At 51.3% G+C, this 13568-nt stretch carries 14 protein-coding genes; 4 read left to right on the top strand and 10 right to left on the bottom strand.

Features of this window, described 5'->3' with window-relative positions:
- The first annotated feature begins 17 nt into the window (after positions 1-17).
- Positions 18-368, top strand: coding sequence for a DUF6316 family protein (locus PSCS_RS09395; protein ID WP_198544292.1), 351 nt, complete (start codon positions 18-20; stop codon positions 366-368).
- On the opposite strand, the gene PSCS_RS09390 is transcribed toward PSCS_RS09395, so the two are convergent.
- Entirely contained in the window at positions 306-1271 is a 966-nt protein-coding gene (locus PSCS_RS09390; protein WP_068811848.1) for an alpha/beta fold hydrolase, read from the bottom strand. The genes PSCS_RS09395 and PSCS_RS09390 overlap by 63 nt on opposite strands.
- Before the next feature lie 90 nt (positions 1272-1361).
- On the opposite strand from PSCS_RS09390, the gene PSCS_RS09385 reads away from it, so the two are divergent.
- Together PSCS_RS09385 and PSCS_RS09380 are read left to right on the top strand one after the other, a co-directional pair.
- Positions 1362-2255, top strand: a complete 894-nt coding sequence (locus tag PSCS_RS09385; RefSeq protein WP_068811847.1) for a DUF6502 family protein — start codon at positions 1362-1364, stop codon at positions 2253-2255.
- Entirely contained in the window at positions 2248-3126 is an 879-nt protein-coding gene (locus PSCS_RS09380; protein ID WP_157885682.1) for a hypothetical protein, read from the top strand. Before PSCS_RS09385 ends, PSCS_RS09380 begins: the two co-directional genes overlap by 8 nt.
- 43 nt (positions 3127-3169) lie before the next feature.
- Here PSCS_RS09380 and PSCS_RS09375 read toward each other — a convergent pair whose 3' ends face one another.
- The gene (locus PSCS_RS09375; RefSeq protein ID WP_068811845.1) at positions 3170-3976 is read right to left on the bottom strand and encodes a transporter; all 807 of its coding nucleotides are present in this window, start codon (positions 3974-3976) and stop codon (positions 3170-3172) included.
- A gap of 85 nt (positions 3977-4061) precedes the next feature.
- Here PSCS_RS09375 and PSCS_RS09370 point away from each other — a divergent pair, with 85 nt between their 5' ends.
- Complete coding sequence (locus tag PSCS_RS09370) at positions 4062-5288, top strand: pyridoxal phosphate-dependent aminotransferase (RefSeq protein WP_068811844.1); 1227 nt, start codon at positions 4062-4064, stop codon at positions 5286-5288.
- A gap of 75 nt (positions 5289-5363) precedes the next feature.
- Here the strand turns inward: PSCS_RS09370 and PSCS_RS09365 are convergent, their stop codons facing one another.
- From PSCS_RS09365 to PSCS_RS09330, 8 genes are all read right to left on the bottom strand, one after another.
- A complete protein-coding gene (locus PSCS_RS09365) occupies positions 5364-6569 on the bottom strand; it encodes a 4-phosphoerythronate dehydrogenase (protein ID WP_068811843.1) in 1206 nt (401 codons plus the stop codon).
- Entirely contained in the window at positions 6566-7591 is a 1026-nt protein-coding gene (locus PSCS_RS09360) for a 5'-3' exonuclease (RefSeq protein WP_068811842.1), read from the bottom strand. Before PSCS_RS09360 ends, PSCS_RS09365 begins: the two co-directional genes overlap by 4 nt.
- On the bottom strand, positions 7588-7848 hold the full coding sequence (gene tusA / locus PSCS_RS09355) for a sulfurtransferase TusA (RefSeq protein ID WP_068811841.1): 261 nt from the start codon (positions 7846-7848) through the stop codon (positions 7588-7590). Before tusA ends, PSCS_RS09360 begins: the two co-directional genes overlap by 4 nt.
- 29 nt (positions 7849-7877) lie before the next feature.
- The gene (locus PSCS_RS09350; RefSeq protein WP_068811840.1) at positions 7878-8105 is read right to left on the bottom strand and encodes a YheU family protein; all 228 of its coding nucleotides are present in this window, start codon (positions 8103-8105) and stop codon (positions 7878-7880) included.
- Positions 8106-8122: 17 nt separating this feature from the next.
- Entirely contained in the window at positions 8123-8962 is an 840-nt protein-coding gene (gene ttcA / locus PSCS_RS09345) for a tRNA 2-thiocytidine(32) synthetase TtcA (RefSeq protein WP_068811839.1), read from the bottom strand.
- A 77-nt stretch (positions 8963-9039) separates the two neighbouring features.
- Positions 9040-11184 carry a fatty acid oxidation complex subunit alpha FadB gene (gene fadB, locus PSCS_RS09340; protein WP_068811838.1) on the bottom strand — a complete coding sequence of 715 codons (2145 nt, stop codon included), beginning with the start codon at positions 11182-11184 and terminating at the stop codon, positions 9040-9042.
- A gap of 103 nt (positions 11185-11287) precedes the next feature.
- Entirely contained in the window at positions 11288-12349 is a 1062-nt protein-coding gene (rfbB, locus tag PSCS_RS09335) for a dTDP-glucose 4,6-dehydratase (protein WP_068811837.1), read from the bottom strand.
- 65 nt (positions 12350-12414) lie between these two features.
- A complete protein-coding gene (locus PSCS_RS09330; protein ID WP_068811836.1) occupies positions 12415-13518 on the bottom strand; it encodes a glycosyltransferase family 9 protein in 1104 nt (367 codons plus the stop codon).
- Positions 13519-13568 lie beyond the last annotated feature (50 nt).

Raw genomic sequence — 13568 nt, 5'->3', positions numbered from 1 at the left:
TCTAATACTGGAACGCCATGATAATAACACTTCATCCTATGGTCGATTCGGGGGACACCATCATGATCAATCATCAGGGTTACAAAGGCAAAGCTTCAACTGGCTATGAATCTCAGAGCAGCCGCAGCAGTGATGGTAACACTGTGACCGAGCACCAGCGCAGTGATCGTCTGTTTCGCCAGCAAGGCATGTGGTTTTTTAAAACGCGCGAAGGTAAGGACGTGGGCCCTTTTCGGTATCGGGATGAAGCCGAGCTGATGCTGACCCGGTTTGTTCAGGAGGCAGCTGAAAAAGAGCAGGCACTGCTAGCCCGAGCCAAGCCGCACTTTCGAACCTGGGCGGGTATTGGCGGCCACCGTAGTTCCTGACGCCGACGCAGCAGACACTGAAGAGGACAAAGCTGCTATACCACTGACTGATTGCGTACATTTGATGGTACGGAACAGTCCCAGCATAATGCTGCCTGCCTGTCGCACAAAGTAATAGCTTCCTCTGGCTCCCAGCTGAGAGACCTTAAGATCGTCCGCTTTGCCCATTAACAAGGAACGGACAAATGCGGCGCCACCCTCTTCGCTGGTCTGCCAGAGCCTGACAGGTATCGACAGCGTATCAATGCTCCCCAGCCAATCACGCCAGGCCAGTTTGAGATCCTGATTCAGCCCTTTTTTACCGTGCAGCACGCCTTCAGCAGCATCGGTCAGCAACACATCGATAACACGGGGCTGTTGCAGAATCTTCCGGTCTGCACTGCCACACTCATCCTGCAAGCGCTGCAATCGTACTGACTGCGAACGCTGAGAGGTATCTCGTAAAGATATACCAAAGCGACACATACAACGGCTTAATGCTCTTGTAGCGCGCATTACCGGACCACCCCGGGTATTATCGACCGCTTGCGGAGAAATCAGGCTCAATGCCGTGACCTGGGTAGGCATCCGATGAGCTACCGCTGCGGCGTACCCAGCTCCGACACCCCGTGCCAGTAATGCAAAACGAGCAATCTGCAAGTGGGCCAACAAAGGTTTGAGGACAGGCACAATATCGTAATGCGATGATAGAGCCAGAAAGTCGCTTCGTCCCAGCCCCGGCCGGTCTATGGCCAGCAACCGCAACCCGCACTCCTTGGCCTGCTCGTGGAACAAAGCCGCCTCCAGCCGTGTGCCGCCAAGATCAGCGAAGTAGACAACCGGAAAACCCTTGGGATCTCCATATTCACCCCAGGACAGTGAATGGCCATTTGGCAGTTTTATTTGGCTAGGTGGCTTATGCATGTCAAGAATAATAGGTGGGAATTTTTCCCACGTCAATAAAAGTCGCAAAATAAATGTGGGATTTATTCCCACCTTCGTTATAATGGCAACATGAGTGAATCCCAGCACCCAGACAACCCTGGTCAGCCTTCTGGCATCCTGGTCACAGCGATTCGCAAGATCCTCAGGCCATTGGTGCGCCTGATGCTATCGAAGCAGATCACTTATCCGTTTTTGATTAACCATCTGAAGTCTCTCTATGTAGAAGTGGCTGACAGCGAGTTCAGCGTTCCCGGAAAAAGACAGTCTGACAGCCGGATCACCTTGCTGACCGGTGTTCACCGCAAAGATGTCAAACGTCTGCGTAGCGAAGACAGTGAACAACCTGTGATCGCTAAAACCTCCTCGCTGGGCGCCCAGGTTATTGCCTGGTGGATGGGTTCTCCACAGTACCGCAATGAAGACGGCAGCCCCCGAGCCTTACCGTTACGTGCTATCTCATCAAATCCGCAAGATAGTGATACCGCCTATTTCGAAGACCTGGTAACTGAAGTCTGCCGTCAGGATATTCGTCCCCGAGTGATACTGGACGAGTGGTTACGGCTGGGCATTGCACACCAGGACGATCAACAAAGGGTGGTGCTCAACACTGGCGCATTCACACCCGAGGAAGGCTTTGAAGAGAAAGTTTTCTTTTTCGGCAAGAATATCCAGGATCATATGGAGGCAGGCGCCCAAAACCTGCTCGGGATCAAACCGCCGCACTTTGATCGAAGTGTCTATTATGATCAGCTTTCGACTGAATCGATTGATGAGTTGCGCGAGTTGGCCAATGAAATCGGCATGCAGGCCCTGATCCGCATGAACACCCAGGCATTAGCGCTTCAGCAACGTGACGCCACGCACAACAAAGACGATTCCAAGGCGAAATATCGTATGAATTTCGGTATTTTCCATTACAATGACCGACATAACCAGAACGCCGGGGAAGAGCAGAATGGCTAGAGCCATCCTAATACGACGCCAATATCCATGGACGCTGATAGCGGCGATGTTCCTCTTTGTCTGCTCACTCGCACTGGCTGCCAGCACATTAGGCATTATCCGCCCCGCTGGCGGTGATGATCAGGGCAGTGGCATGGGCGGCACCGGTAAAAATGGCCCCTTCAACGACAGTGGTTTTGGCGGTACTGGTGGCCCTTCACCCTTCCTTGGTGATAGCGGTGAAGAAAGAGAGCAGGAAGACTCCGATCTCAGCGATGAGACCATTGACCCCATGGGCAATGTCCCCGGCGCCTCCTGGATGCCAAGGGAAACTGAAACAGCCGAAATTCCTGAAGAAATGCAGCCTTTGATTGAACTGCAGCAGACGCCACTGGTTGACCCGCTGAAACAGCACAACCCAGAGAATGGCGACACACTGCACATTCTGGATCCGGCATCAGACAGTCACCTGCCGCTATACGAGCGCAAACAATTGCAGACGGCAGACTCTGGCGAGACACCTGTTGAAGACAGTACTCTGGAAATCCATCTGACCGTGCCTGATACCGACTCCCTGCCCCAGGCAGAAATCCAGCGTTATTCACTGGAACAACTGGCCCGCAGTGAAGCTGCACAGGATGCCACAAAGGAACAGGAACAAGCTGAAGCGGCTGATGATAGCAGGCGCCCTGCCACTGATGACGACTCGATCCCCGTCATTGATGCCATCAACCTGGCAAATGGAACAGACTCCTCAGATGAACGGGAGCAAACCCGTGAACAGCTGCCTGAGCGGATTCAACGGCCGGAATTGCCGCCGATGCAGCGTGTGCGCCCTGCTGTCAGCCGCCCAGCTGTAACTGCACCGCGACCTCAGCCGATGCGGATTTGACCTTCTGCCGGCCTCCTGGTCGAGTTCATCTCAGTCGAGCTTCCTACCACTGAAAGCTCATCTGGATTCCCAGCCCACGATCCGGACTGTCATCTGTGAAACCATGAATGATATAAAACATCATTTGCAGTCGCTCGGTAGCGGATACAGACAGGTAAGGCAGTAATTCATGGGTTTCCCCGGTAAGATCAGATACAGCCTGCCGATAGTCATAAATCACTCCACCCTGCCAGTCACCGGCTATTGTCCGCCCCACGCCCAGTGAGGCTATCCAGGCATTACGAATATCCGGATAGACTGGCGAAGGCCGTCGGTACTTGTACCCCAACGTGCCAAACAAGGTATTCCCACGCACCACCTGGAAAGCATCCAACTGCACCCCCGCATCCAGCCGCCCTGTGCCTAGCCCTCGCGAGTCATCAGCCGTCGGCAGCTTAACCTCAACCCCCAGATCCAGAAATGGCAGGTTTCGTCCCAGCGGTGGTAATTCGTAGGTAGCATTGAGAACGATATCACCCAGCCCACTGGCCTGGGCACGGGTACCGATCCCGCCCACACTGCCCAGATTCACGAGCACATTTGCTGGCCCACTGATTTCCAGGGCTGGCACAGTGGCTTTATATCGCCAGCTACCACGTTTCACCTCATGCGCCACAGGTAAATAGCGAATACGGGTATCGGTCTCTGCATACTCATCTCCGTATTTACCACGGCTGTAATAAGCGCCGATGGAAGTGGTATGAGTCACAGCAGGTGACATTTCATCAAATGTGGAAGGCTGTGCGCTGGCAAATTCAGCAACAGATAATGCCATGCCTGCCAGCATCAGAACGGTATTTGAGCCATGCATCCTTTTCGCCTGTATCGCGCTGGTGTCATTTTGCTTCGGGTAGTTTACAATATCCGACTTTAATACACATCCTGGACAGGTAGATATGAATCAGATCGGCCAATCCGAGAAACTTGCCAAAGTCTGTTATGACATTCGCGGGCCAGTACTGGAAGTTGCCAAACAGCTGGAAGAAGACGGAAACCGTATTCTTAAATTGAATATTGGTAATCCGGCACCTTTTGGCTTTGATGCACCGGACGAAATACTCCAGGATGTCATTCGGAACCTGAATAATGCTCAGGGGTACAGCGACTCCAAAGGGCTGTTTTCTGCCCGCAAGGCCATCATGCAGGAATGTCAGAAAATCGGTATCGATGGTGTCGATATTGAAGACATCTACCTGGGTAACGGTGTCAGTGAACTTATTGTCATGTCCATGCAGGCACTGCTGAACAATAATGACGAAGTCCTGGTGCCAGCACCAGACTACCCATTATGGACGGCTGCAGTCAGCCTGGCTGGCGGCAATCCGGTTCACTATGTCTGCGATGAAGGGGCCGACTGGTACCCGGATGTCGCTGATATTGAATCAAAAATAACCAGCCGTACCCGGGCCATTGTCATTATTAATCCGAACAACCCCACTGGCGCTGTTTATAGCCCCGAAATTCTTCAGGACATCATCCGTGTCGCCAGAAAGCACCAGTTGATTATTTACTCAGACGAGATATACAGCAAGATCCTTTACGATGATGCGGTTCACACTCCAATCGCATCGCTGTGTGACGATTTATTTATCGTAACGTTTAATGGCTTGTCCAAGTCTTACCGACTGGCAGGATTCCGCTCCGGGTGGATGATCCTGAGCGGAACCCGTGAGGCGGCTAATGGATATATTGAGGGCCTGGAAATACTCTCCAACATGCGCCTTTGCTCAAACGTTCCAGCCCAGTTTGCCGTACAAACTGCACTGGGGGGGTACCAGAGTATCAATGAGCTGATCCTGCCGGGTGGACGGTTAAGGGAACAACGGGATGCTGTATACGAGCTGTTGACCGACATCCCGGGCGTCAGCTGTGTCAAACCCAAAGGGGCAATTTACATGTTCCCGAAACTTGACCCGGTCATGTACCCCATCGCGGATGACGAGAAATTTGTCCTGGAACTGCTGGAAAAGGAAAAAATTCTGCTGGTTCAGGGCTCAGCCTTTAATATAAAAGACACCCAGCACTTGCGAATTGTTTTTTTGCCCACCGTGGATGTACTGCAGCAGTCAGTTGCTAAAATTGAACGCTTCCTGGGCAAATGGGCACAGCAAATTCAGGCATAAAAGCGTAACTGTTCTGGTGAACAATAACGGGCCGCACAAACAGTGATGACAGGAATTAATGTCATTTAATGACTATCACTGACTGTGCGGATTTTCCCTTCTTGCCGTCAGAGATCGCCTGATATTATCAAAACACTCAGCCCCGGATGACTTGTTATCTGCAGCAAGATAGGCCTGTCGAAAGGCGGTGTCGACCCTTCTGGGTGAAAACGTTTTTAACAATTGCCTTGCCTGTTGCTGCTCAGCATTCGCAGCAGCCTGCCTGTCAGTTGAAGCACAAAACTCGCTGACATCATTGTCACTAACGCAGCCGATATCAGTCACTCCCTGTTTATCGTCAGCATCGCCAACTCCATAGACTGGCGCTGAGTCAGGCACCTTGAAATCAGGCAATGCCAATCCGAAGTGCTCACACAGCGAGCTGACAACCCGTTGAGAAGCGGCATATTTGGCTTCTACGCTATAACCAGCAATATGGGGTGTTGCCAGATAGGCGAGATCCAGCAATTCAGGATCAGGACTTGGCTCCCCCTCCCATACATCAAGAATAAATCGCTGGCTGTGCCGGAAATTTTCAGAGCTATCTTGATTAATTTTCGTTTTGACAGACATGCCCTTGAGATGTGTGACAAGTGCATTGTTGTCAATGGCCTCGCCTCTGCCGGCATTGATGACAACCACCCCTTTCGGTAATCGCATCAGATTATCCGCGTTAAGCATGTGCCAGGTTGGATAATCACCGGTTTGTGTCAACGGGGTGTGCAAACAAATCACATCAGCTTTCAGTGCTTCTAAAAAACTGACATAAGGGGTTTCACTGCACAATTGCTGAAAAGGGTCACATGCCAGACATTCAGCCTGTGTTGACCGCAGGCGAGACAGCAAGGCGCTACCCACATGGCCCACACCTACCACTGCAACTGTTTTACCAGCCAGGGAGAATCCGGACTCTATCACCAACTCTGCCAGACAGCACATGACATAATCTGCGACTGCTTCAGCATTAGCGCCTGCTGCACTGGTAAAGTGGATACCCTGCTGCTGTAAATAATCCAGATCAATATGGTCCGTTCCACTGGTGGCGGTACCCACAAACCTCACATTTGAGCCGGCCAGCAAAGACGCATTCACCCGTGTGATTGAGCGAACCAGCAAAGCATCGGCATGCTTTACATCACCAGCAGACAGGGTACGCCCATCACAAAATACCAGCTCCACATCAGGGTCCTGCCATGCGTCAAGGGCCAGGATATTCTGGTCAGCCAGGATTCGCAGAGTCATACGGTACCCTCCTTATCACGCAGTGGGTCCAGTGAACGAAATGCGTTTTCCAAGCGCATCAGGTCGGCCTTCTGCAACGCAGCCTCACCCAAAACAGAGTGGTCTGCTATGACATTCCAATGCGGTAGATTGCCATACTGTAGTGCCAAGGAAGCGTCAGAAAAGGCAGCCAGCTCAGCTGTTTGACAGTCACACACAATGGTTGCAAGCTGGCGGCTCAAGATAGCCTGCTTCTGGAAGGTCAGCAATTTTTCGGCACAGGTGCGCGCGCCTCTGAACGCAAGCGATGCAATTCGCTCAGGTTCCGCATAAATTGAAGGCATATCAGGGTATGCCTGCAGCAATCCTGATGCCGCTTTTGGACCAATACCCGGTACACCAGGAATACAGTCAACCGCGTCGCCGGTCAGTCCGAGATAACACGGTATCTGTTCAGGCCAAATGCCCAGTTGTTCATTCAGCACTGCTCTTGTCTTGGGCACTGCCTGCTGTATATCCCAAAGACAATCAGTGTCACCCGTCAGTAATTGCCCCAGATCCTTGTCCCGACTGACTATCACGACTGGGCTTTGTTGATGATAACGATGTGCCAGTGTGCCGATAAGGTCGTCAGCTTCATATTCTTCACTGGCAAACTCAGGAATACCCAGTGACTGACATAGCGAACGACAGGCTTTTAATTGCCAGGCCAGATTGTCGTCCGGTAACACACGATTGGATTTATAGTCGGCATAAAGACGGTGACGAAAACCGGAAAACAGACTTTCATCAAAGGCGACAGCCAAGCGAGGTTGAACTTCTGGCACTGCTTGGGGCGCCCGGTGATAGCCAATCAGTCGTAGCAGGCGAAACAAGGACTGGGCAAAACCATAAAAAGCACTGCGATCCTCTCCATCCACCGAGCTCACAAATTGCCAGGACGAGAAATGTGCCTGAAAAATATAGATCGACGCATCCAGCAAATACAAAGGTGAACTGCCGGTTCGCGACACAGCGTTCAGGTCACCGTTGTTCTGCATCATTTTTTCTGCAGCCAGTAGTGAAATTCGCCATCGGTTTGCTGTTGCTGGAGCAGCTCATGCCCCAGAAAATGACAAAACTTGGGAACATCACGTGTGGTCGAGGGGTCTGTTGCCAGCAACTTAAGCACCTGACCGCTATCCAGGTCTCGAAATGCACTGTGCAGCATCATCACGGGCTCAGGACAAAACAAGCCTCTGGCATCCAGCGTATCGTCAACATGTATCGTTGTTGGTTCTGGTGAATTCTCGGTTGTCATGCTTGGCTTAACTCTTCATTAATTCTTCATCATGATGCTGGCGGCGGGGTCTGTGCACTGAGCCGAATATCCAGGCTTTCCGTATCAGGGTCAAAGTCGATCCAGGCTTCGCGTCGCTTTAATTGCTCGCGCACATGAGACACTTTGTCAGCCAGGCTATACTCGTGCTGGCCATAATCTGTTCCTTCGCGACTGACAAATTCTTCTATCACACTCTCGAGCGTGTCAGCAGGTAACGCATCCCAGGGAATTAACATAACAGGTATCCGGCCCCTCAGGCGACGTTGATTGCCTGAATACGCGCCACGGCTTCCGGGTCACGTTGCAGGTCGCGGAAAGGAAACAGTTCCAGATCTCCCAGTTGTGATGGTTGAACATTACAGATACTGCGGAAGATATTATCAATTCGTCCCGGCCATGCTTTTTCCCAATCCTGCAGCATCGCTTTGATTTCCTGGCGCTGCATATTGTCCTGGGTACCACAGAGGTTACAGGGGATGATGGGAAAACCACACAATGTGGAGTACTTTTCAATCAGCTTTTCCGGCACATAGGCCAGAGGGCGGATCACGATATTCTGCTTATCGTCACTTAACAGCTTGGGCGGCATAGCTTTCAGCTTGCCACCAAAAAACATGTTCAGAAACAGGGTTTCTACAATATCGTCACGATGGTGGCCCAGAGCAATTTTGTTAGCGCCTATTTGCCGAGCATAGCTGTAAAGATTACCACGCCGCAAACGCGAACACAGACCACAGTATGTCTTACCTTCAGGCGTTTTATCTTTTACAATTGAGAAAGTATCCTGCTCTATAATGTGATAATCAACCCCAATGGACTGCAGGTATTCAGGAAGAATATGCTCTGGAAAGCCGGGCTGCTTCTGATCAAGATTAACCGCCTTGATATCAAAACTGATCGGTGCATGGCGCTGCAGATGCATCAGCACATCCAGCATGGTATATGAATCTTTACCACCACTGAGACACACCATGATCAGGTCACCGTCTTCAATCATATTGAAATCGGCAATGGCTCGACCAATATCGCGGCGCAGGCTTTTTCTCAGACGATTAAAGCGTTGCTGCTGATTTTTTTCTTCCAAACTTGTCATGCTTTCTAAGCTACCTGTCACGTTACCCGCTTCCCCGGTGCCAGTGATGGCACCAGGCTGCAGGTTAATATCACAATTTATGAATAAAAACGTCGGCCTTCTGCCGCCATTTGCTGCAGGGACTCTGTCGGGTGATACAGCGGCCCAAGGTCTGCGTACCGTTCGGCCATCGCCACAAAATTGGCAACACCCATGTTATCAATATATCGCAATGGCCCGCCTCTGAACCGCGGGAAACCCAGTCCCAGAATCAGGCCCATATCGCCCTCAATGGCAGTGTCCACAATGCCGTCTTCCAGGCAACGAACAGCCTCCAGGCACAGAGCCACCATCATGCGCTCTTCAATGGCCTGGTCAGAAACAGTGCCACTACCGTGTTGCAATTCACTCATTGATGCCGCGATTGTTTCGTCGAAGGTTTTTTGCGGACGTCCGCCCTTACCTGCTTCATAACGATAAAAACCCTGTCCGCTTTTCTGGCCCAGATCGTCTTTTTCGTACAGGAAATTAATCACGGTACGGAAGTCATACTTCATACGATCCGGAAACCCTTCGGCCATCACATCCATGCAGTGTTCAGCGGTATCGATACCCACCACATCCAGCAAATACGCCGGCCCCATGGGCCAGCCAAAAGCTTCCATCACCCGGTCAATCTCCCAGAAATCCACACCATCGCGGATCAACTGGCAAAATGCCCCAAAATAAGGAAACAGAATGCGATTAACCAAAAATCCCGGGCAATCATTTACCACAATCGGAATTTTCCCCAGTGCAGTGGCATAGGCAACGGTTTTGGCTATTGTATCATCGCTGGACTGCTTACCCCGAATCACTTCGACCAAAGGCATTACCGGCACTGGATTGAAAAAATGCATCCCACAAAAATGCGCCGGCGATTTCAGCGCTGAGGCCAGGTCAGTAATGGAAATCGTTGAGGTATTGGATGTCAGAATTGCTCCATCGGCCGTTTCTGCTTCCACTTCAGCCAGAACCGCTTTTTTCACGGTCGGATTTTCCACTACCGCTTCAACAACAATATCAACCTTGTCAAAACCTGTGTAATCCAGGGCTGGCTGTATATTAGCCAACGCTCGTTCTGATTGCTCATCAGTCATACGCCCTTTATCTACCTGTTTTCCCAGCAACTTGCCGGCTTCGGCCAACCCCAGGTCCAGACCTTGCTGAGCAATGTCTTTCATGATGATCGGCACATTTTTTAGCGCCGACTGGTAAGCAATACCGCCCCCCATGATCCCGGCACCCAGCACGGCGGCCTGAGACGGGGAACGGACCGAGCGGATCAACTCACGTGATTTGCTTTTCAGGTATTGATCATTGTGAAAGAGCTGGATCAGGTTGGCACTGGTTTCACTGCGAGCCAATTGTGCAAATGCCTGATTTTCACTTTCCAGAGCGCCACTGCGATCCAGACAATTCGCCTCCCACATGGCCCGCAGTGCGGTGACAGCTGCTGGATAATGCGCACCATTTTTCTTTTCCAGCGAGGCGATAGCATCACGATAGAGTGCATTGACTGCCTCACGATCCCCTTCGACCGGGTTGATCTTTTGCTGCACAGACATCTGCATGTCGAGATCACCCCGTAATGCCTGCTCAATCATTTCCAGCGCAGATGATTCCAGAAATTCGGGATCAGCCACACCATCCAGAATGCCATCTGCCAGGGCCTGCTGCGCGGGAACGGGCTTACCCGTCCTGACCCATTCGATGGCTCTGGCCACGCCCATCAGTCGCGGTGCTCGCACCGTACCGCCAAACCCCGGACAAATACCCAGATTGACTTCCGGAAAGCCCAGCATGGCATTGGTCGCAGCCACCCTGAAATCACAGGCCAGGCACAACTCAAGCCCACCCCCCAGTGCCATGCCATTGATGGCGGCAACAGTGGGAATAGGCAAATCTTCAATCTGATTGAAAATTGCATTACAACCCGCCAGCCACTGCAGCAGCGCCGGCTCGCTCAGGGCAAACGTCTCTGAGAAAGAACCAATATCAGCACCAAGCAGAAAGTGAGGTTTTTCACTGACGATTAACAGCGCGGCAACATCACTGGCTGCGACTTCCATCACCGCTGCTTTTAATTCCTCTAACAGCAGTTCATTGAATACATTGGCACCGGTATCAGGCAAATCCATCGCCAAACGGGCAATCCCGCCATCCAGTCGCGTTACCTTGATCGCTTTTCCTTGATATATCATGTGCTTTCACTCCTTTCAGCCGACAGGGCTAAAACCTCGTCAGTTGACAATGAATGGCTGCTATCAGTCAGCCTGGAATTTACAGTTCGACATTGTTTGCTGGTTATTCGTTACTATCACCCAGTCGCGTTAACTGGTAGTCGCCACTAAGCACCCTTTGCCACCAGTCACGATTTTCAAGGTACCAACTGACCGTTTTTCTGAGCCCGCTCTCAAAAGTCTCCTCTGGTACCCAGTCCAGTTCTTTTTGCATCTTGCTGGCATCAATCGCATAGCGCTTATCATGCCCGGGACGGTCGCTGACAAATTCGATCAGTGATTCGTGAGGCGTCACCGGACTTTGAGGGTGCAATTCATCAAGTAAACTGCAGATACTGCGCACGACTTCAATATTCTGTTTCTCATTGTGGCCGCCAATGTTATAGGTTTCCCCAATCTGCCCTCGCGTCAGAACCCGGTACAGCGCCCTGGCATGATCCTCAACATGGAGCCAGTCACGTATCTGACTGCCATCGCCATATACCGGCAAAGCCTTACCCTGAATCGCGTTGAGGATAATATGCGGAATCAGTTTTTCCGGGAAATGATAGGGGCCATAGTTGTTGGAACAGTTAGTTACCAGCACCGGCAAGCCATACGTTCGACGCCAGGCTCGCACCAGATGATCTGAACTTGCCTTTGACGCTGAATAGGGGGAGCTGGGCGCATAAGGTGTGTCCTCGGTAAAGAGGTCTTCCGGGTTTTCCAGATCGCCATACACCTCGTCAGTGGAAATATGATGGAAACGAAAGGCCGTTCTGGCTGCTTCATCAAGCCCTGTCCAGTACTCCCGAACCGCTTCCAGCAAGGTATAGGTGCCGACAATGTTGGTCTCGATAAAAGCGGCGGGACCATCGATAGAGCGGTCCACATGGCTTTCTGCCGCGAGATGCATAACGGCATCGGGGCGGTATTTGGCGAACAGCGCAGACATCGCTTCAGCGTTACAGATATCAGCCTGCGCGAAATGGTAGCGTGAGCTTTCACTGACTGAACTCAAGGACTCCAGGTTCCCGGCATAAGTCAGTTTGTCTACATTGATGACTGTATCGTCCGTGTTTTCAATAATATGCCGGACGACGGCCGAACCAATAAAACCGGCGCCTCCAGTCAGTAAAATACGCATAATCTCAAATCCCTATTGATTAGTTTTGCGGCTATACAGAACCATAATAAATTGCATAATTTCAGTCACAACTGATCAGTGTGTGTTTTCAGTTTTGCCATCACTTCCTCCGCGCTGACCTCTTTCAGGCAGGCGTATCCTTTGCGACAGTGATGGCGCGTACAATCACTTTGACAAAGCTCTTTATGGTGCAGTACCGATGTTTGCGCGCCAAGCGGCTTCCACAACCCCAGATCAGTCGGACCGAATAGTACAACGCCTGGTATGCCCAAGGCAGATCCTAAGTGCGAAGGACCACTGTCATTGCCAATCATGAAATGAGCCTGCCTGATGACACTAGCCAGGTCAATCAGGGACAATTGATTACAATAGTCCTGGCAATTTGCCGGCCCAACTGCCTTTAATATCCCTGCATTGATTTGTGCATCATCAGGACCTGCCCCAATAAGACTCAGCCGGTAACCTTCAGAAACGATAGACTTTGCCAACTCTACAAAGTTCTCTATTGGCCACTGCTTGTAACGTTTACTGGCCCCGGCATGCATAACAACCATTGGCCGGGAAGCATCACCACCAATCTGGTACTGCCCGGAACCCAGGTTCAGTTGCGGATAGGATATATGCTCAGGAACAGGCAGGCCGAGGCTGGAAAAAATGTCGCCGGTCACATGCCAGATAGACGGTGTATCTGCACAACGTCCCTGTCGCTTAATATGCAGAATGGCATCAAAACCAAAGTGGTAGCGTGCCTCGCTACAACTGACACGGACTTTCGCCCCTGAAAGATGAGTGAGTCGATGAGCAACTGAGTCTTCCTCAATGGTGAAGGCCAGATCTGCAGCAAATCGGCGGATTTCACTGACACATTGCCACCATTGTCTAACCCCGAGCCAGGGTATTCTTCCCTGTTTCAAAGCCTGGCGTGGGTAATAACACAGCTTGATTCCCTCAACACTGAACGCAGGGCCAAACAGTTGTTCAAACCGGCTGTCCAGGACAACCAGCAGTTGTGAGTCCTGCGCATGGCACCACTTAGCCAGGTGCTGAATATACTGTCCGTTAAGCAGGAGATTACCCAAAAACTTGGTAGGATTTATTAGAGCAATGCGTTGCAACCTGCCCGGGCGGCTGGCTGCATTAAGAGAATTCTGGATAGCGACTGGCTGCATGCCCTGTAACTAGACTCGACTTTAATGTTAAAGCTGACAAGTATAGCAAT

Origin of the sequence: Pseudohongiella nitratireducens (assembly GCF_001642735.1) — a bacterium.
Taxonomy (GTDB): Bacteria; Pseudomonadota; Gammaproteobacteria; order Pseudomonadales; family Pseudohongiellaceae; genus Pseudohongiella; species Pseudohongiella nitratireducens.
Note: the sequence above shows the minus strand (reverse complement) of the source record. Positions and strands in the feature narration are given on the sequence as shown.